Raw genomic sequence first — 18,835 nt, forward strand, 5'->3', positions numbered from 1 at the left:
TAAGATGACTGCTGATTATTTAGTTATAGGTTCAGGAGTTGCAGGTTTAACATTTGCTGTTAAAATAGCAGAAAAATTCCCGACAAGACAAATTGTAATAGTTACCAAGGCTAACGAGGATGAATCCAATACCAAGTACGCTCAGGGAGGCGTGGCGGTGGTATTAAATAAAGAGGAAGATTCCTTTAAAAAGCATATAAAGGATACGTTGATTGCCGGCGACGGACTCTGTGACGAAGGCGTTGTAAAGATGGTGATCAAAGAAGGCCCGGATCGTTTGGAAGAACTGCTGCTTTGGGGAGCAAATTTTGATGTCAATGATGCCGGTAAGTTTGATTTGGGAAAAGAAGGCGGGCATTCAGAATACAGAATAGTACACCATAAAGATATAACCGGTTTTGAAATAGAACGGGCCCTATTGGCTAAGGCCCATCAATTATCAAATATTACTATTCTATCACATCATTTTGCTATTGATTTAGTTACAAATCACCACATAAAAAATGCTAACCCTGAAGAGTTAATTTGCTATGGGGCTTATATTTTCAATCAGAAGCAGGAAGAAATATTCACCATTAAGGCCAACAATACCCTATTGGCTTCAGGGGGAATAGGTCGTGTTTATGGCCACACAACCAATCCTGTAGTAGCCACAGGAGATGGCATTGCCATGGCTTACAGGGCTAAAGCCCGGATAAAGGACATGGAGTTTGTTCAGTTTCACCCTACGGCTTTATATGATCATAATGAAGGATCTGCATTTTTAATCTCAGAAGCCGTAAGAGGATTTGGAGCTTATCTTAGAAATGAGAACGGACACAGGTTTATGCCGGATTATGATGACAGGGCAGAACTGGCATCACGAGATATAGTTTCACAATGTATTGATAACGAACTGAAGAAATCAGGAGATACCCATGTTTATCTGGATTGTACGCATTTAGATATGGACGAATTTATCAGGCATTTCCCGAATATTTATGATAAATGTTTAGACTATCATATAGATATTAAAACCGATTGGATTCCTGTAGTTCCGGCTTCACATTATTTGTGTGGTGGGGTAACAGTAGATAAAGTAGGGAAAACAACTATTGACAATTTATATGCTTGTGGAGAATGTACCAGAACCGGTTTACATGGCGCCAACAGGCTGGCATCTAACTCATTACTGGAGGCTCTGGTGTATGCGCATAACATATATAAGCATCTGGCAGATAGTGATAATGTGTCCTGTAAGGTTGCTATTCCTGATTGGAATGATGAAGGAACAATTAGCCCTAAAGAACATGTACTGATTCAACATAACCTAAAACAAGTACAGGCTATAATGCGTGATTATGTAGGTATTGTAAGAAGTAATAAGCGTTTAAAAAGGGCTGTTAAGCGGTTGGATGTTATCTATAATGAAGTTGAAGACCTCTATAAAGAATCTAAAGTAAGCACACCGCTTTGTGAACTGCGGAATATGATAAATGTATCCCACTTAATTATTTGGCAGTCTTTAGAACGCAAAGAAAATAAAGGCGGCTATTATAATATAGATAACTTATAAATCATTAACTATCAGTCTTAAGGTAGTGAAGCTTGGGGTGTTCTTTGGGGCTTATTTTTAATGATCTGGTGAAACTGTTAAAAAAACAAAGGAGATTGTCTAAAGAATATCTTAAACCTTTGCCATTCTGAATGTAATACAGAATTACAAAATGTTTGTGTTGTCAATAGTTTAAAGAAACTGAAATAAGTTCAGCTTGACATACAGATATTTTAAACAACCTCCTTCAAATATTAGGGGCAAAAAAGGTGCTATTTTCCAAGCATAAGTAGTTCGTTGCAAACAATTTCAGTAATGTACCTTTTATTGCCGTCTTTATCATCATAGCTTCTGGAGGTCAGCTTGCCTTCAATAGCAATTTCTTTTCCCTTACCGACGTATTTTTCTATGATTTGAGCGGTCTTCCCCCAGGCAATCACATTGTGCCATTGCGTATCCGTTACTTTTTCACCATTACTATTGGTGTAACTTTCATTAGTAGCAATATTAAATTTTGCTAAGGTTTTTCCCGATTCAAGATTGATGATTTCAGGATCATTTCCAAGGTTACCAATCAACTGTACTTTGTTTCTAAGCGTGTTCATAATTTTAAATTTTGTGTTAAACAATTGATACTATCGAGTTCTTATGTTTCGACAAGGCAAAGATCAGTTAGCATCCAAATGATATTCGGTTATTACTTAATTAAAATCGTTTGTAAATGTTTGTAGTCGTTTGTAAACGAATAATATTTAAGAAAAGTTAATAGATGTTGTAATAAGTAATGGGATTTTATTTGGTGTTTTAGAAAAAGACTAAACTCTTTTAAATAACTCCCTTTTCTCGGGCAATTTCAATTAACCTGCCGTCATTATTTCGTTCAACATTAAAAACCTCTTTTAAAATGCGTTTGCGCCGTGCTACACCACTTTCAGATAAATTGATCAGTTTAGGTAGGTCTTTAGCTTTAGTGCCTTTAGATAAATAATATAAAATTAAGCGGTCTGACTGGTCTAGTATAAAGTCGTTTTTTATGCAACGTCTCATAAACTGAAGTATGGCCTTGCTGTAATAAGGCGATTCGTGTAATACCGTTTCAATGGCCAGGATAAGTTCTTTAAAGTCAATATCGGTATGCACCAAAATACTTTCCGGGTTAAAAGTTCTTATAATGGTATTAACCCGGTAATTATCACACTGGTTAGTAAGTACTATGAATTTGGTTTTAGGTGAGCATTGTCTTACTTCTACGGCCAGGTCATCTGCAAAGTAAGGCTTATTAAGGCCTGATGGGGGTAAATTAATATTTAAGAGTACTAGGTCAATGGCCTTATTTAAATGTGGTTTTTTAATGAGCTGAAGGGCTTCTTCGCAGCTTTTAGCCAAAAATATTTTAAAATCTAATCCTTTGGAAGAACTGTTGATCTTATGAAAGGCACTTTTAAGGGAGAATGAGATTAAAGGTTGATTTTCAAGGATAAGGACATTAAGAGGTTTGTTCATGGTTGAGGGGTTTAAAGTAGATTAAAGCTTAGTCAGTCTGAATTTGCAGCTGAAATAGGAACGACTCAAAAAGATGTGTCCATATTGGAATCCGGAAACAGAAAATTTATACCATTTAAGTATATTGAATACTTAATACATAAAGGTTTTGATATTAACACCCTTTTTGGGGATTCAGAAACCATAAAAAAGACACCCGACAACACACAGCCAAACAAGGTTTTCACACTTCGAACAGATACCGTTATCAATAACGCACAAGCCATACCCCTTTATGATATAGAGGCTGTTGCAGGATTAGTACCTCTGTTTAATGATACGGAAACAAAAACACCTATAGATTTTATCAAAATTCCCTACCTGCCAAAATGTGACGGGGCCATAAAAGTTACCGGAGATAGTATGTACCCCTTGCTTAAAAGTGGTGATATAATCATGTATAAACAAATTTATGATATAGGAAACGATATCTTTTGGGGAGAAATGTACCTGCTGTCCGTATCTACAGAAGACGAAGAATACATAACCGTAAAATATATACAACGTAGTGAGAAAGGCGAGAACTGGGTGAAACTGGTATCTCAAAACCAGCACCACCAGGACCGGCATATATCCCGGGACAGGATAAAGGCACTTGCTTTGGTAAAAGCCTCAATACGAATTAATTCTATGAGTTAAAAAGCATATTGGCTTCCGGTATATACTAATATAGTATAGCCTGTGAATTAAAACTCAAAGCTTAGTTGCTATATTATGGTCAAGAATTTAATTTTACTTATTATTAAACAAGATTTAATTATAAGTAAAATTATTACACACTGCTAGTTTGCAAACCCTGAGTACCGGTTTTACTTCTTAAAAATAGTATAGACCGGGAAATGGTCGCTATAACCGCCTTTGTATTTTTTGCCAACATAGGTTCTGAACGGGGCGCCTTTAAAAGGGCCTTTAAACAGTTTTAAAAAGTCCTCATCAAAAATATTAGCTTTAAAAAATTCAAATTGATCTTTTGAGCTCTTAAAAAAATTGGTGGACACAATAATCTGATCAAACAAAAACCATTGCCTCCTATGTTTTACGGTCCCCCTGTTATAAGCTCTAAGAGTTTCAAAAGGATTAAAAAGGCTACGGGCTTCTACCAATTGCTGAATGCTTTGGCTGTGGGGGTCGTCATTAAAATCACCAATAACAATAATTTTAGCATCGTCGTTGTCCTGCCGTAAACCCTCAATGATTTCAGATACTTTATTAGATGAAGACATACGTTTATGTTCGGTTTCTTTAGCACCTTCGCGCCTGGAGGACCAGTGGTTAACAATCACATGAACATGCTCACCATCCAATAGCCCGGAAACCAGTAGAATATCACGGGTATAATCAGTAGAACCATCGTCATCAGTTAAATAAATACTAAAGGTTTCAGAGTGCAATACCTCAAAGGCCCGTTCATTGTACAGTAAGGCCACATCAATACCGCGTTCATCTAAAGAATCATAGTGCACATAGTTGTAGTGCAAATCGTCAAGATGTTTTGAATCCAGTAAATCGTCAAGCACCCGCTTGTTTTCAACTTCAGCCAGACCAACCAACGCAGGATGTTTTCCGGTTTCGCGACGCCCGATATTAGAAATGGTAAAACCCAGTTTTCTTAATTTATTATCATAGCGTTTCTGCGTCCAGTTTTTAACCGAGCCCGGCAGAAAATCATTGTCATGAGTGTGTTTGCTGTCTTTTAGATCAAATAAATTTTCGACATTATAAAATGCAACGGTCTGCATATTGTGACGGATGGGGATATCTTCAAAAGGTATTATCATAAGCCAAAAATAGGTTTAAAATTATAAAAATTAAAATGGGTACAATTATGTAACTTTGCACATATTTATTTATATGATTGAAAAGAAAGAGGTTGCTTTAGAAAAAGCTGTTTTAATAGGGATAATTACTAAAGACCAGGACGAAATAAAATCTAAAGAGTATTTAGATGAGCTGGAATTTTTAACGTTCACAGCCGGTGGTTACGCCGTAAAGCGTTTTACCCAAAAAATGGATATGCCCAACCCTAAAACGTTTATCGGCTCAGGGAAGATGGAAGATGTGCGTCATTATATAGAAGCACATGATATAAGTACGGCCATTTTTGATGATGAATTATCAGCGGCACAAGAACGTAATATCAGTAAGATACTTAATGTAAAAGTATTAGACAGAACCAATTTGATCCTGGATATTTTTGCACAGCGCGCACAAACCAGTTATGCCAGAACACAGGTAGAACTAGCACAATGCGAGTACCTGCTGCCCAGGTTACGAGGCATGTGGACACACCTTGAGCGTCAAAAAGGGGGTATTGGAATGCGTGGACCCGGGGAAACAGAGATTGAAACCGATAGGCGTATAGTACGAGATAAAATAGCCCTTTTAAAATCACGTATAAAAACCATTGACAAGCAAATGGCAGTACAACGCGGTAATCGTGGTAAAATGGTTCGAGTAGCTTTGGTGGGGTATACCAATGTAGGGAAATCTACTTTAATGAATGTTATTAGTAAGAGTGAGGTATTTGCGGAAAATAAGCTCTTTGCTACGTTGGATACTACGGTTAGAAAAGTAGTTATCCAGAATTTGCCCTTCTTATTATCAGATACCGTAGGGTTTATAAGAAAGTTGCCTACACAGTTGGTGGATAGTTTTAAAAGTACCCTGGATGAAGTAAGAGAAGCCGATTTGCTGCTTCATGTTGTGGATATTTCGCATCCAAATTTTGAAGAGCATATTGAGTCTGTAAATAAGATTTTAGGCGAAATAAAAAGTGGCGATAAACCAACCATCATGGTTTTTAATAAGATTGATGCTTATACTGCTGAACCTTTTGACGAGGAAGACCTGGAAACCGAGCGTACCCAAAAGCATTACGCTTTAGACGAGTGGAAAAGTACCTGGATGAGTAAAGTGGGGAACAATGCATTGTTTATATCGGCGATCAATAAACAAAACCTGGAAGATTTTAAAAAGCGTGTATATGCTGAGGTGAGGGAAATACACGTCACACGCTTTCCCTACAATCATTTTTTATACCCCGATTACGAAGAAGGGCAATAAGCAGTTTTAATTTGTTATAATGGTTGGTAGAATTTCAAATATATTTAGAAATAAATGGGTGAAAGGGCTATTGACCATAACTGCAGTTGCCCTGTTGTTTTTTTTAGGTTTGTATTTTAGCATTTACCTTGGGCTTTTTGGGAAGTTACCTACGGCTCAAGAGTTGAAATCCATAAAACAGGAAGCAGCTACTCAGGTTCTGGATAGAAATGGCCATTTAATAGGAAAGTATTATATCTATGATAGGCAGCCAGCACACTTTGAAGATTTTCCAAAACATCTTATTGACGCACTTATTGCTACTGAAGATGCCCGGTTTTATGAGCATGACGGTATAGATAATGTCAGCTTATTACGGGTATTTGTTAAAAGCATTATTTTACGGGATAAATCGGCAGGAGGCGGTAGTACCATAACACTTCAATTGGCTAAAAATCTATTTGGGAGAAAACAGCATGTTATGTTTAGTACGGTGGTCAATAAAGTTAAAGAGTCTATAATAGCCACCAGAATAGAAGCTATTTACACCAAAAATGACATTTTAACTCTTTATCTGAATACCGTGCCCTTTTCAGATAATACTTATGGTATTGAGAGTGCTTCCAGGAAGTTTTTTAATAAACCGGTAACGGCGCTTACAACAGCCGAAGCAGCCACTTTGGTAGGAACGCTTAAGGCTAATAGTTATTTTAATCCAAGAACGCATTTAGAACGTAGCCAAAGCAGACGTAATGTGGTATTGAACCAAATGCTTAAGTACGGGTATTTGGAACAAGAGGTTTTAGATAGCCTGATTGGTACAGCGTTAGTTTTAGATTATCGCTCTTTCCATCATGATCTTGGGGTAGCTCCTTATTTTCGAGAAGCTGTTAAAAAAGAATTAACGGCTATATTAGATACTATTAAAACTCCGGAAGGCGAGCCATACAACCTGTATAAAGACGGATTAATGATCCATACTACTTTAGATTATAAGATGCAGCAAATGGCTGAAGAGGCCATGAAAGCACACCTTAGTACATTGCAAAGAGATTATGAGGCTTCTTATGGAAAACAGGCTCCCTGGTTAAGAAATAAAGCTCTTATTGACAGGGCTTTTAAAAACCTGCCCAAGTATAAGTTATATAAAGAACAGGGGTTAACCCATGCCCAAATTGAAGATTCATTATCCGTAAAACAGGATATGGAATTATTTGACTGGAGGGGAGATACTATTCAGAATGTGAGTGTTAAAGACAGCTTAAAATACTATTTAAAGTTTTTGAATACAGGAATGTTGTCTGTAGATCCGCTAAGCGGGGCCGTTAGAACCTATATTGGAGGGATTGATTACAGATATTTTAAATATGACCACGTTTCACAGAGTGAAAGGCAGGTGGGGTCTACATTCAAACCTTTTGTGTATACAGCGGCCATTGAAAATGGCATGCCCCCATGTACTTATTTTTCCTTATCTGAAGTTACTTATACCAATTATGATGATTGGACCCCAGGGAATTCCGGGAGTAAAGAAGAAGACCCATATATGAACTACACTTTGGAAAAAGCACTTAGTCATTCCGTGAATACTATTGCTGTTAAAGTTTTAAATAAGGTTGGTATTGCTGAGGTTTTAGAACAGGTGAATAAATTAGGGATTTCAAAAGGATTGCCAAATGAACCGTCTTTGGCTTTAGGTGTTGCTGAAATAAACTTAAAAAAACTTGTGGAGGCCTATACAAGTTATGTAAATAGTGGGAAGCCGGTAAAGCCATATTACATTACTAAAATTGAAGATAGAAACGGCAATGTGATTGCCGGTTTTGATCCACAACCGGCTCAGGAAGTAGCCTTTGGAGAGTATACCAAGCAGGTTATGGTAGAACTTATGAAATCTACGGTAAATTCCGGAACGGCATCAAGATTGCGAAGCACATATAAGTTAAAAAATGATATTGCCGGAAAAACGGGGACAACGCAAGATAATAAGGATGGTTGGTTTGTTGGGATAACTCCTAAATTGGTTACGGTTGCCTGGGTAGGGAATGATAATCATGCTATTGGGTTTAAAACCACAGCAATGGGGCAGGGGGCCAACTCTGCTTTACCCATTTTTGCCAAATTTTATCAGAAATTAAATGCAGACTCTGAGTTTAATACCATTACAAAAGCAAGATTTAAAAAGGCCTCTCCGGAAGTTTTAGAGGATTTGAATTGTGAGCCTGAAAAGCGCGACTCATTTTTAAAACGATTATTTCAAGGTAAGACCAGGAAGAAAAAATTTAAGGGAACAAATTAAAGGGGAGATAGGTGTAATTGCTTCAAAAAATCCCAGAGATAAAAATAAAAAATGCGCTATCCATAAGATGCGCATTTTTTATAGGATTTGTATCTTCTAGGTTTAAAATTTATAGCTTAAACCAATGGTATAATAAGTTTGTAATTTATTATCTACATCATCAAAATCTGTCGCTGTTGGCGGATCCAGGGCTAAAGCATAATTCAAAGCCTCCTGTTTGTTACTTCTTAAACCAAAGTCAAAACCAACACCAATCATTTTCCATAAGGTATAACTGAATGAGTTTGTCCAGGTCCAGTTTGAAAAATTACTGCTCTTGTAACTTTGAAAGGCAGATAGGTTTGTTTTAAAGTTTATAGCTCCAATAGTTTTAGCATAGTCTGCCATGATTTTAGCTCCTAAAGAAGATTCAAAAACAGTATCTGCTTTACTAAACACAAAATTGTAGTTAAGAGGGTGTACTACTACCACTAAATCCTGAATGGGTGTCCAGGTAAGACCTATACCTGCATCTAAATACCCAGGATCATTAAAGTTGTCTAGTATGGTGGTTCTGTATTCCATTAACCCTGAAACTGCTAATGTTTTTGTTATATTTCTACCATATAAAGATGAAATATTAAAGACATCGGTTGTTGGGTTAAAACCGGAATCGTCTGTAGGGTCATCCCGGTTATCAAGCTTTACCCAGTTTAAATTTGTAGTTAACGCATTTCTCCAAAAGTATTTAGGCTGAATTAAATTGGCAATAGCATTTAATGTAAAGCCTATATTTCCTGAAGTGTTATTAGGGGCTCCCTGGGCATACCAGTTATTAAAGTTTGAAAGGCTACCACCAATAGTACCAAAAGCACGGATCCTCCATCCCGGAAGGGCGTCTATTTTAGTTTGGATAGCTTTGACTTCAGCTGTAGCAGCATCCGCTTCAGCTTGTTTTTCTGCTTTTTGGGCTTCTAATTCTTCTTTTGTTTGGGCATGTATTGAAACCATTCCTGCCAAAAACATCAATAATAATAGCGTTTTTTTCATTTGTATAGTTTTTAATAAAAAGGGGTGCAAATATAAGTTAATTTTAAGTTGAAAGAATAATCCACGTAAACATTTAAGTGATTATTTATATGACCCGATTATGTGTTTTGATCAGGTTTAATACAATACGTTTATTTCTTTTTGTAAAGCGGTACAGAAGAACAGGCTTCTCCATACATAATTGACCTGGCTATCGGTTTTAATTTGTTGGTGAGCATGATATAGGCATTTTGGGGTACAGGCTTGTTAGAACAGCCTTTAACTATTACGGGGCTGTCTTTGTAAGCTGAAACATCAAGGGTATTTATAATATCCTGATAGATGGAGGTTTCAAGGTTTTCAAGGCTCCCTATAACCGTTTTTTTTGCAAATGGCTCAAGGTGGATACTTAACAGCATAAAAGCCCATCCCGGGATTATGGCCTCAGAACTACAGGTTAAAGCAATATAACAATCTTTATATTGGCTCCAATCAAATGCTGCAACCTGATCTCTAAACGCTTTTTCACGAAGTACAAGCCCTTCGTATAACCAGTCTTTTATATCAAACAGAAGACGCCTTCCTTCCGGATAATAATCTTCCAGGTCAATAGTGATCAGTTTGCTGTTCGCTACGCGATTTATAATACTGTCGGGCATGTTATGGTCTTTCCAATTAGCAAAATTTATATGCGTATTAAAGCATACCAAGCTCTAACTTGGCTTCTTCACTCATCAGTTCCTGAGTCCAGGGTGGATCAAATGTAATTTCTACCTCGGCATCTTTTACATCGTTAAGTGATTTTACTTTTTCCTCTACTTCCAAAGGTAGTGTTTCTGCTACCGGACAGTTTGGGGTGGTTAAGGTCATTAAGATCTTTACATCATAATCTTCATTTACAAAAACATCATAGATCAATCCTAATTCGTATATATCTACTGGAATTTCAGGATCATAAATGGTTTTAAGGACGTTTACTATTTTTTCGCCTAATTGGGCTGTATCTATTATTTCACTCATTCTTTTACAGTTTATTTTTTTAAATGTTTGTTGTTTAGCCTTATTTAGCAAGACTTATAACTAACAGAAACTAGCTAAGTTGTGTTTGATAGGCAATAGCATACATTTTTAACTGCTTTACCATACTCACTAAACCATTGGCACGTGTTGGTGACAAATGTTCTTTTAAGCCAATTTGATCTATAAAATCAGTTTCAGCATGAATGATATCTCTTGGGTGTTGGTTTGAAAACGCCCGGATTAAAATAGCAATTATGCCTTTGGTAATAATGGCATCACTATCGGCTGTAAACACTATTTTATCATCATGCATTTCGGCATGTACCCATACTTTACTTTGGCAACCTTTAATAATATTGTTATCCGTTTTATATTGGTCGTCTATTAAGGGTAAATCTTTCCCCAGATCAATCATATATTGATAACGTTCTTCCCAATCTTCAAACATTGAGAATTCGTCTATTATTTCATTTTGGATATCTTCAATACTCACAATCACAAATTTTTATGCAAAAATACAATAACAAATGTTGCTATTCAATCTTTTAGGGAGAGATAACACTAAAAGTTTCAGATTAGTTGCGTGCCAGAACCCGATCTTCTCAGCAGTTTATTTTATATAATGCCGATAAAAGAAGAGAGGCTGGAATCATGAAGTTATAGGGGCAAAGCACTACATATTATTTAACATATGGTAATTTATAAGTGCTGTAGTTACTATTATATTTACAATAAATGATGGATCCTGTAATGAATGGCTAAAATTATAGCAATAACCAATTTAAAAGGAGGTGTTGGAAAAACAACTACAGCAATAAATTTATCGGCCAGTTTAGGGGTGTTGGAGCAGAGAGTACTATTGATTGATGCTGATCCTCAATCTAACACAACAATGGGGTTGGGCATGGAGAATATAGAATATGGGCTTTATCAATGGCTTGCAAACTTATGTAAGCACCAACAGTGTATTTATGGTAATGAAAGCCTGTATTTTGATGTTATACCTACTACCATAGATTTATCAAAGCTTGAAGTTGATCATAAAAATAACTTGAGGGATTCTTATTATTTAATTAAGGAAAAATTGAGTTCAATAGAACAAAACTATGATTACATTATTATAGACAGTCCCCCGTCATTAGGCAGTATTCTTTTAAATATTCTTGCTGCATGTCATTCTGTTCTTGTTACAGTACAATGTGAGTATTTTGCATTTCAGGGTTTAAATAAATTATTTACAGTTTTAAAAAGTATTCAAAAAGATATAAACCCGGAAATAGACATAGAAGGTATTTTAATTACCCTGTACAATAAATCTATACGAGAGCATAAACATATTTTTGAAACTATTTTTGAGCATTTTGAACAACTGACTTTAAAGACGAAAATACCTCAAAATATAAAATTGGCCGAAGCTGCAGCTTTTGGAAAACCTATAATTGAATATGATGCCAATTCTTCCGGGGCCATCAGTTACTTAAATTTAGCTAATGAAATATATGTAAATAACACCATGATAGTAAAAGAGGCTTATTCTGCAACTAATAAGACATTTTTAAAAGTTATAGAAGAGGATATTATTGAAGACTTAGATTTTATATTAAATATAGATAAAAGGCTTAATGCAAATAATAGGGGCATACAAACAAAAAATTATGATGGTTTAATTAATCTTTCCAAAAATGAAGTTAAAATAAAACTAGGTCAGGTGTATAATGATATGAATAGTGATGTTTGGATGTATAGGATCAGCAAGAAATTTAGTTTTCTTAAAAAGAACTTTCTTTATGTTCATTTTGAGAATAATAAAGTAGTTTCTTTTAGTTTAAAAAAATTTAAAGTGAGCTAAAAATTGTTTGAGAACAGTTATTTCTATTTCATGTTTTCAGCCATAGATAAAATGTCTTTTACCAATGAGGCTATTGCCTTAGGCGGATTACCATGATCAAAACTAGGAGTTTCAAAGGTTTTATTATTTAATATGATTTTCAATTTTGATATTGCTGCACCGTCAAATTGAAAATCCTTACTTGGAGCAACTAAGTTTGGAATGGTATCCAAATCAATAGCTTGCAAGTTTTTTAGAAGTTTGTTCCAATCTGAGGCTTCATGTTTTTTAAATGGACTGACCTTACCTCGTTTTTGTGATACGGAAACACCTTCTTTTTTTACAATGATTTTTTGATAGCTCCCCCGGGAAGAAGAAGTGTAGTCTATGATAATTGACTCGTATGGAGCCATTGTTTTTGTAGCAGACAGTAATACCTTCTTTTTGTTGTACAATGAAAACCCATTATCTGTAAAGAGTATTAAATTGGCTTTTTCAAAAGCCTTGAGAAGCTTTTTTTCAATAGCGTTTTCCGTTTCATTACAATGCATTTGGGTAGAGCTTAAAGCTCCAAATTCTAGTTTGTTATTTTTTAACGAAAATGGCCCAAAAAAACGGTTGCAGCCGGAAAAACCAGATACTTGTTGGGTATTGTTGTTAAAATCTATATCCAATTTAAAGGATGATATGTCTTCACCTTTCAAACGGTCAATATGGTATGTGCCATTGAGTTCTTTTAATAGGGTAGTATCTTTTTGTTGTTCTAACATTAACTGAAAATCTGTAGGTCCCCAGCAACAACGTAATACCATCATACTGAAAACCAATAATGTATACTTCATCCGGATGTATTTTGCTTAGAGTTAGGTAGGTACAAAAATAACGCCAAAGATCTAAGACAGCATCATTTTAGCTTTCTTAACGCCTTCTATTAAAGCATCAATTTCAGCCTTGGTATTATAAAATGCAAATGAAGCTCTAACGGTTCCTGGAATTTTATAAAAGTCCATGATAGGCTGTGCACAGTGGTGCCCTGTTCTAACCGCAATGCCTAATTTGTCTAAAATGGTGCCAACATCATAAGGATGAATACCTTCTAAATTAAATGAGATTACAGCAGTTTTCTCTTTTGTTGTTCCGTAGATCTTTAAGCCTTCAATCTGTAATAGTTTTTCTGTGGCATATTCCAGGAGTTCATTTTCATAGCTGGCAATATGGTCAAAACCAATACCATTCATGTAATCTATGGCTGCTCCAAAAGTAATGCCTCCGGCAATATTTGGTGTTCCGGCTTCAAACTTATGTGGTAACTCTGCATATGTGGTTTTTTCAAAGGTTACTTCGGCAATCATTTCTCCTCCACCCTGGTAAGGGGGTAGTTTTTTTAGCCATTCTTCTTTGCCATATAACATACCAACACCTGTAGGTCCACACATTTTATGAGCTGAGGCTACATAAAAATCTACATCTAGTTTTTGCACATCCGGTTTTATATGTGGGCTTGACTGTGCCCCGTCAATTAAAACAGCAGCTCCTGCCTTATGTGCGTTTTCAATAATGTATTCAATAGGGTTAATAGTTCCTAAAGCATTTGAGATATGATTTACAAAGACCAGTTTTGTTTTTTCTGAGAGTAATTCATCAAAAACACTCATGATAAGGGTGCCGTCTTCATCCATTGGAATGACTTTTAGTACGGCGCCTGTTTGCTCACACAACATCTGCCAGGGTACTATATTGGAATGGTGTTCCAGTGCTGAAACTATGATCTCATCCTCCTTTTTTAACAATGATGAAAAGCCGTTTGCTATTAGGTTGATACCATGTGTAGTTCCTGAAGTAAAAATGATTTCATGTGAAAATTTAGCATTAAAATGCTTCTGTATTTTTTGACGAGCTTGTTCATATAAGTCCGTAGCTTCCTGGCTCAACGTGTGTACACCACGATGAATATTAGCATTGTAGTTAGAGTAATATTCTACAAGGGTATTAATAACCTGCTGTGGGGTTTGTGATGTTGCAGCATTATCAAAATACATTAAGGGTTTTCCATTTACTTTTCTGGAAAGAATGGGGAAGTCTTTTCTTATGTCTTCTACGTTGAACATAGTTTTTATGTCTGGTGCCAGTAATAGTCTTTTAGACTCCGCTCAAGATAAACTCTTATTCTTTTTTATAAAAAAGATATGGCGGATAACGGGAAGTATCTTTAAATAATTTTAAAGATCAAATCCAATATCTACTCCTAATTTATTGGCAATAAGTTTGTTTATACGGTATTTAACTTCCGGGATTTTAACTGAACTCAATACATTATTACTAAAGGCATACATTAAAAGAGCCTTGGCCTCTTTTTTAGGAATACCCCTGGTTTGCATATAAAATAAGGCACTTTCATCAAGTTGGCCAATGGTACAACCATGTGAACATTTTACATCATCAGCAAAAATTTCCAATTGAGGTTTGGTGTTTATAGATGCTTTATCACTAATTAAAATGTTGTTGTTTGCCTGAAAGGCATTTGTTTTTTGTGCTTCTTTTTCAACAATGATCTTTCCATTGAAAACACCGGTTGCTCTGTCTCCAAATATACCTTTATAATCCTGGTGGCTCTCGCAATTAGGTTCAACATGGTGGACTAAAGTATTGTGGTCTACATGTTGTTTGTCTCCTAAAATTGTAACACCTTTTAAAATGGAGTCTATACGTTCTCCTTCCTGATAGAAATTAAGGTTATTTCGAGTCAATTTACCTCCAAAGGCAAATGTATGTACTGAAGCTACACTTTCTCTTTGTTGTTTGATAAAGGTATTATCTATCAATGATGCGTTAGACGAATCGTTTTGAATTTTATAATAATCTACAATAGCACGCTTTCTGGTGAAAATCTCAGTGACACTATTTGTTAAAACGGGATTGTCTGTTAGGCTTTGATGGCGTTCAATGATTTGAACATGGCTGTTTTCTTCTGCAACAATCAGGTTTCTGGGTTGCAACAGATTTGCAGTTTCATTCCCTGTTGAAAAATGTAAAATCTGGATAGGTTTATCTGCGATTTTGTTTTTAGGGATATGAACAAAAGCACCTTCACTGGAGAATGCCGTATTTAACGATGGTAAACTGTCTTTTGAGGCGGCCTTATTAAAATAATTTTCTATAACCAGACGATACTTTGGCTTTGTTAATGCTGCCGACATTAAACAAACATCAATACCATCATGAGTGGTTTCTGAAAGATGAGAGGAATATTTACCATCTATGAATATGATCTTATAAGTATCAATATCATGGATAAAGTATTTCTTAACGTCTTTATACTCTAAAGCATTTTCTTGCTTTGGAAAAACACTGTAATCCTCTTTTAAGATTGAATTTAAGGCTGTGTATTTCCATGCTTCTTCTTTTTTAGAAGGAAATCCTTTTTCTTCAAATACTTTTATAGCCTCAGATCTTACACCATGTACATAGCTATCTACATCTACTCTGTTTTCAAATGCTAAAAATGATGATACTAATTTTTCTTTTAAATCCATATTCTAAGTCTTCAGTTGTTCGGTTTTCAGTATATAATCAAAAAACTATGTACTGTTAACCGGACAGGCTACTATTTAAGCGTTTACTTCTTCTTTAATCCAGTCGTAACCCTTTTCTTCCAGTTCATGGGCAAGTTCTTTAGTACCTGATTTTACAATTTTACCATTGTGTAAAACATGAACAAAATCCGGAACAATATGGTCTAATAAACGTTGGTAGTGTGTAATTACTACAACCGCATTATCTTCACTCTTTAATTTGTTAACGCCATTGGCAACAATACGAAGTGCATCAATATCTAAACCAGAATCTGTTTCATCAAGAATGGCTAGTTTAGGCTCTAACATGGCCATTTGAAAGATCTCATTACGTTTTTTCTCTCCTCCTGAGAATCCTTCATTTAAAGAACGTGATAAAAATTTACGATCTATTTCCAATAATTCAGATTTTTCGCGGATGAGCTTTAACATATCTTTAGCAGGCATGTCTTCTAAACCTTTTGCTTTTCTGGATTCGTTAATAGCTGTTTTCATAAAGTTTGTTACAGAAACTCCGGGAATTTCAACCGGGTATTGAAATGATAAAAATATACCTTTATGAGCGCGTTCATCTGCAGCTAATTCTTCAATATCTTCACCTTCAAATTCTATAGTACCTTCTGTAACTTCGTATTCTTCTTTTCCAGCTATTACGGATGAAAGTGTACTTTTTCCAGAACCGTTAGGTCCCATGATAGCATGAACTTCTCCCGGTTTTACTTCAAGGTTAATGCCTTTCAGGATACTTTTATCTTCAACACTGGCGTGTAAATTTTCAATTTTTAACATAACTATTCTTTTCCTAGTTTTATGATATTGTTCTTTTCTGGACTTGGTTTTGAAATATTCAATATTTCTTTGATTTCAACCCGAAACGGCCAACCTTCTTCATTTTTTGGCTTGGGTATTATCTTTCCCCGTATTTCTACAGGTACCATATCTGTTGTTTCTTTTTTATATGATTGCACTTGTTTGTCAAGCTCGTGCATTTTTTCATCTATTATAACACCATAAATTTCTGTAGGTGTTTGTAAAACAGCTGCATCAGCGTAATAGATAAAGTCACCTTTTAATATGGTTAAATTATCATCTTTACAGCTTGTAAAGGCAATAAGTGTGCATACTATAAAAATTACTTTTTTCATTTTAACCAACACTTCCTTCTAAACTTATTTCTAATAATTTTTGGGCTTCAACAGCAAATTCCATAGGGAGCTTATTTAAAACTTCTTTACTAAAGCCATTTACAATTAAAGCTATGGCTTTTTCTGTATCAATACCACGTTGGTTACAATAGAAAATCTGGTCTTCACCAATTTTACTTGTGGTAGCCTCATGTTCTATTTTTGCAGATTTGTTTTTAGCTTCTATGTATGGAAATGTATGTGCTCCACATGCATTACCCATTAATAAACTGTCACATTGCGAAAAATTACGTGCATTTTCTGCTCTGGAATTAATTTGAACTAATCCGCGATAACTATTTTGCGATTTTCCTGCTGAAATACCTTTTGAAATGATCGTTGATTTTGTGTTTTTACCCAAATGAATCATTTTGGTACCGGTATCGGCTTGCTGGTAGTTGTTGGTTACGGCAATGGAGTAAAACTCACCTACTGAGTTGTCTCCTTTTAGGATACAAGAGGGGTATTTCCAGGTCACTGCCGATCCTGTTTCAACCTGTGTCCATGATATTTTTGCATTTTTTTCACACAGGCCGCGTTTGGTTACAAAGTTGTAAACACCTCCTTTGCCCTCGGCATTTCCGGGAAACCAGTTTTGAACGGTTGAATATTTTATTTCTGCATCGTCTAAAGCAATAAGCTCTACAACAGCCGCATGTAATTGATTTTCATCTCTACTTGGTGCTGTACAACCTTCCAGATAACTTACATAACTGCCTTCATCAGCAATAACCAAAGTTCTTTCAAATTGACCGGTGCCGGCCTGATTAATTCTAAAATAGGTTGATAATTCCATGGGGCATTTTACACCTTTTGGAATATAACAAAACGATCCGTCACTAAATACCGCAGAGTTTAGAGCTGCATAAAAATTATCCTTTTGAGGAACCACAGTACCAATATGCTTTTTTACAAGTTCCGGATGCTCTTGAATAGCTTCAGAAATACTCATAAATATAATACCTTGTTCTGCCAAGGTTTTCTTGAATGTAGTTGCTACAGAAACCGAGTCTACAACAACATCCATAGCAACACCGGCCAGTTTCTTTTGCTCATCAAGAGAGATTCCTAATTTGTCAAAAGTGGCTAATAATTCCGGGTCAACTTCATCAATACTGTCGTATTTTGGTTTGCTATTTGGTGCCGAGTAATATGAAATACCTTGAAAGTCAGGTTTTTCATAGTGTACATTTGCCCATTCCGGTTCGGTCATTTCTTTCCAAACGCGAAAGGCTTCAAGCCTCCAGTCTGTCATCCATTGTGGCTCTTCTTTCTTTTTAGAAATAGCACGTACAATATCTTCATTTAAGCCATTAGGAAATGTATCTGATTCTATATCGGTATAAAAACCATATTCGTATTCTTTGGTTTTTAGTTCTTCCCGAAGATCATCTTCTGTATATTTAGACATAATGTTTTCTTAAGATTATAGCGAAAATGATTCTCCGCAACCACAGGTTCTGTTTGCGTTAGGATTATTAAAAACAAATCCTGTTCCGTTTAGCCCGCCTGAATATTCTAAAGTTGTGCCAATGAGGTATAGAAAGCTTTTTTTGTCTACAATGATTTTAACATCGTTATCTTCAAAAACCTTATCGCCTTCCAGTTGTTCTTTATCAAATTTCAAATCATAAGATAGTCCGGAGCAACCCCCACTTTTTACACCCACACGAACATAGTCAGTTAAAGCATTATAACCATCTTCGGTCATTAGCTCAACCACCTTTTTCTTAGCTGTTTCAGAGACTTTTATCATGTTCTTTTTTTTAAAATTTAGTTGTGAATTAATACAATTTTATTAAGACA

The 18,835-nt window shown here is 35.6% G+C and carries 19 protein-coding genes; 5 read left to right on the top strand and 14 right to left on the bottom strand.

What is annotated here, in order from left to right:
• Positions 1 to 4 precede the first annotated feature (4 nt).
• Positions 5 to 1,555, top strand: a complete 1,551-nt coding sequence (gene nadB, locus VOI54_RS05750; protein ID WP_326281766.1) for an L-aspartate oxidase — start codon at positions 5 to 7, stop codon at positions 1,553 to 1,555.
• Positions 1,556 to 1,806: 251 nt separating this feature from the next.
• Here nadB and VOI54_RS05755 read toward each other — a convergent pair whose 3' ends face one another.
• Positions 1,807 to 2,139, bottom strand: coding sequence for a single-stranded DNA-binding protein (locus VOI54_RS05755; RefSeq protein WP_326281767.1), 333 nt, complete (start codon positions 2,137 to 2,139; stop codon positions 1,807 to 1,809).
• 220 nt (positions 2,140 to 2,359) lie between these two features.
• Positions 2,360 to 3,037, bottom strand: a complete 678-nt coding sequence (locus tag VOI54_RS05760) for a response regulator (protein ID WP_326281768.1) — start codon at positions 3,035 to 3,037, stop codon at positions 2,360 to 2,362.
• A 75-nt stretch (positions 3,038 to 3,112) separates the two neighbouring features.
• On the opposite strand from VOI54_RS05760, the gene VOI54_RS05765 reads away from it, so the two are divergent.
• A complete protein-coding gene (locus VOI54_RS05765) occupies positions 3,113 to 3,715 on the top strand; it encodes a S24 family peptidase (RefSeq protein ID WP_326281769.1) in 603 nt (200 codons plus the stop codon).
• A 170-nt stretch (positions 3,716 to 3,885) separates the two neighbouring features.
• Here the strand turns inward: VOI54_RS05765 and VOI54_RS05770 are convergent, their stop codons facing one another.
• A complete protein-coding gene (locus VOI54_RS05770; protein WP_326281770.1) occupies positions 3,886 to 4,854 on the bottom strand; it encodes an endonuclease/exonuclease/phosphatase family protein in 969 nt (322 codons plus the stop codon).
• Between the two features lie 73 nt (positions 4,855 to 4,927).
• On the opposite strand from VOI54_RS05770, the gene hflX reads away from it, so the two are divergent.
• On the top strand, positions 4,928 to 6,139 hold the full coding sequence (gene hflX / locus VOI54_RS05775) for a GTPase HflX (protein ID WP_326281771.1): 1,212 nt from the start codon (positions 4,928 to 4,930) through the stop codon (positions 6,137 to 6,139).
• A gap of 19 nt (positions 6,140 to 6,158) precedes the next feature.
• Entirely contained in the window at positions 6,159 to 8,417 is a 2,259-nt protein-coding gene (locus VOI54_RS05780) for a transglycosylase domain-containing protein (protein WP_326281772.1), read from the top strand.
• A gap of 102 nt (positions 8,418 to 8,519) precedes the next feature.
• Here the strand turns inward: VOI54_RS05780 and VOI54_RS05785 are convergent, their stop codons facing one another.
• The 4 genes from VOI54_RS05785 to VOI54_RS05800 all read right to left on the bottom strand — a co-directional run bounded on the left by VOI54_RS05785 (position 8,520) and on the right by VOI54_RS05800 (position 10,938).
• Complete coding sequence (locus VOI54_RS05785) at positions 8,520 to 9,446, bottom strand: DUF3078 domain-containing protein (protein WP_326281773.1); 927 nt, start codon at positions 9,444 to 9,446, stop codon at positions 8,520 to 8,522.
• Between the two features lie 131 nt (positions 9,447 to 9,577).
• A complete protein-coding gene (locus tag VOI54_RS05790; protein ID WP_326281774.1) occupies positions 9,578 to 10,084 on the bottom strand; it encodes a DUF2480 family protein in 507 nt (168 codons plus the stop codon).
• A 37-nt stretch (positions 10,085 to 10,121) separates the two neighbouring features.
• Positions 10,122 to 10,445, bottom strand: coding sequence for an SUF system Fe-S cluster assembly protein (locus VOI54_RS05795; protein ID WP_326281775.1), 324 nt, complete (start codon positions 10,443 to 10,445; stop codon positions 10,122 to 10,124).
• A gap of 70 nt (positions 10,446 to 10,515) precedes the next feature.
• Entirely contained in the window at positions 10,516 to 10,938 is a 423-nt protein-coding gene (locus tag VOI54_RS05800; protein WP_326281776.1) for a SufE family protein, read from the bottom strand.
• Between the two features lie 261 nt (positions 10,939 to 11,199).
• Between VOI54_RS05800 and VOI54_RS05805 the strand changes: the two genes are divergently transcribed.
• Positions 11,200 to 12,294 carry an AAA family ATPase gene (locus VOI54_RS05805; RefSeq protein WP_326281777.1) on the top strand — a complete coding sequence of 365 codons (1,095 nt, stop codon included), beginning with the start codon at positions 11,200 to 11,202 and terminating at the stop codon, positions 12,292 to 12,294.
• 23 nt (positions 12,295 to 12,317) lie between these two features.
• On the opposite strand, the gene VOI54_RS05810 is transcribed toward VOI54_RS05805, so the two are convergent.
• The 7 genes from VOI54_RS05810 to VOI54_RS05840 form a co-directional block, all read right to left on the bottom strand.
• Entirely contained in the window at positions 12,318 to 13,115 is a 798-nt protein-coding gene (locus tag VOI54_RS05810) for an META domain-containing protein (RefSeq protein ID WP_326281778.1), read from the bottom strand.
• 51 nt (positions 13,116 to 13,166) lie between these two features.
• Positions 13,167 to 14,381, bottom strand: a complete 1,215-nt coding sequence (locus VOI54_RS05815; protein WP_326281779.1) for an aminotransferase class V-fold PLP-dependent enzyme — start codon at positions 14,379 to 14,381, stop codon at positions 13,167 to 13,169.
• Between the two features lie 111 nt (positions 14,382 to 14,492).
• Positions 14,493 to 15,806 carry a Fe-S cluster assembly protein SufD gene (sufD, locus tag VOI54_RS05820; protein WP_326281780.1) on the bottom strand — a complete coding sequence of 438 codons (1,314 nt, stop codon included), beginning with the start codon at positions 15,804 to 15,806 and terminating at the stop codon, positions 14,493 to 14,495.
• A gap of 75 nt (positions 15,807 to 15,881) precedes the next feature.
• The gene (sufC, locus tag VOI54_RS05825) at positions 15,882 to 16,634 is read right to left on the bottom strand and encodes a Fe-S cluster assembly ATPase SufC (protein WP_326281781.1); all 753 of its coding nucleotides are present in this window, start codon (positions 16,632 to 16,634) and stop codon (positions 15,882 to 15,884) included.
• Positions 16,635 to 16,636: 2 nt separating this feature from the next.
• Positions 16,637 to 16,990, bottom strand: coding sequence for a hypothetical protein (locus tag VOI54_RS05830; protein WP_326281782.1), 354 nt, complete (start codon positions 16,988 to 16,990; stop codon positions 16,637 to 16,639).
• 1 nt (position 16,991) lies between these two features.
• Positions 16,992 to 18,440, bottom strand: coding sequence for a Fe-S cluster assembly protein SufB (sufB, locus tag VOI54_RS05835; protein WP_326281783.1), 1,449 nt, complete (start codon positions 18,438 to 18,440; stop codon positions 16,992 to 16,994).
• 15 nt (positions 18,441 to 18,455) lie between these two features.
• The gene (locus tag VOI54_RS05840; protein ID WP_326281784.1) at positions 18,456 to 18,785 is read right to left on the bottom strand and encodes a HesB/IscA family protein; all 330 of its coding nucleotides are present in this window, start codon (positions 18,783 to 18,785) and stop codon (positions 18,456 to 18,458) included.
• Positions 18,786 to 18,835 lie beyond the last annotated feature (50 nt).

The organism is Alterotamlana spongicola, assembly GCF_035818475.1.
Classification (GTDB): domain Bacteria; phylum Bacteroidota; class Bacteroidia; order Flavobacteriales; family Flavobacteriaceae; genus Cognatitamlana.

Excerpts from the sequence above, each read along its gene's own strand:
- nadB (WP_326281766.1), top strand. The coding sequence starts at position 5 with ATGACTGCTGATTATTTAGTTATAGGTTCAGGAGTTGCAGGTTTAACA.
- VOI54_RS05755 (WP_326281767.1), bottom strand. The coding sequence starts at position 2,139 with ATGAACACGCTTAGAAACAAAGTACAGTTGATTGGTAACCTTGGAAAT.
- VOI54_RS05760 (WP_326281768.1), bottom strand. The coding sequence starts at position 3,037 with ATGAACAAACCTCTTAATGTCCTTATCCTTGAAAATCAACCTTTAATC.
- VOI54_RS05770 (WP_326281770.1), bottom strand. The coding sequence starts at position 4,854 with ATGATAATACCTTTTGAAGATATCCCCATCCGTCACAATATGCAGACC.
- hflX (WP_326281771.1), top strand. The coding sequence starts at position 4,928 with ATGATTGAAAAGAAAGAGGTTGCTTTAGAAAAAGCTGTTTTAATAGGG.
- VOI54_RS05780 (WP_326281772.1), top strand. The coding sequence starts at position 6,159 with ATGGTTGGTAGAATTTCAAATATATTTAGAAATAAATGGGTGAAAGGG.
- VOI54_RS05785 (WP_326281773.1), bottom strand. The coding sequence starts at position 9,446 with ATGAAAAAAACGCTATTATTATTGATGTTTTTGGCAGGAATGGTTTCA.
- VOI54_RS05790 (WP_326281774.1), bottom strand. The coding sequence starts at position 10,084 with ATGCCCGACAGTATTATAAATCGCGTAGCGAACAGCAAACTGATCACT.
- VOI54_RS05795 (WP_326281775.1), bottom strand. The coding sequence starts at position 10,445 with ATGAGTGAAATAATAGATACAGCCCAATTAGGCGAAAAAATAGTAAAC.
- VOI54_RS05805 (WP_326281777.1), top strand. The coding sequence starts at position 11,200 with ATGGCTAAAATTATAGCAATAACCAATTTAAAAGGAGGTGTTGGAAAA.
- VOI54_RS05810 (WP_326281778.1), bottom strand. The coding sequence starts at position 13,115 with ATGAAGTATACATTATTGGTTTTCAGTATGATGGTATTACGTTGTTGC.
- VOI54_RS05815 (WP_326281779.1), bottom strand. The coding sequence starts at position 14,381 with ATGTTCAACGTAGAAGACATAAGAAAAGACTTCCCCATTCTTTCCAGA.
- sufD (WP_326281780.1), bottom strand. The coding sequence starts at position 15,806 with ATGGATTTAAAAGAAAAATTAGTATCATCATTTTTAGCATTTGAAAAC.
- sufC (WP_326281781.1), bottom strand. The coding sequence starts at position 16,634 with ATGTTAAAAATTGAAAATTTACACGCCAGTGTTGAAGATAAAAGTATC.
- VOI54_RS05830 (WP_326281782.1), bottom strand. The coding sequence starts at position 16,990 with ATGAAAAAAGTAATTTTTATAGTATGCACACTTATTGCCTTTACAAGC.
- sufB (WP_326281783.1), bottom strand. The coding sequence starts at position 18,440 with ATGTCTAAATATACAGAAGATGATCTTCGGGAAGAACTAAAAACCAAA.
- VOI54_RS05840 (WP_326281784.1), bottom strand. The coding sequence starts at position 18,785 with ATGATAAAAGTCTCTGAAACAGCTAAGAAAAAGGTGGTTGAGCTAATG.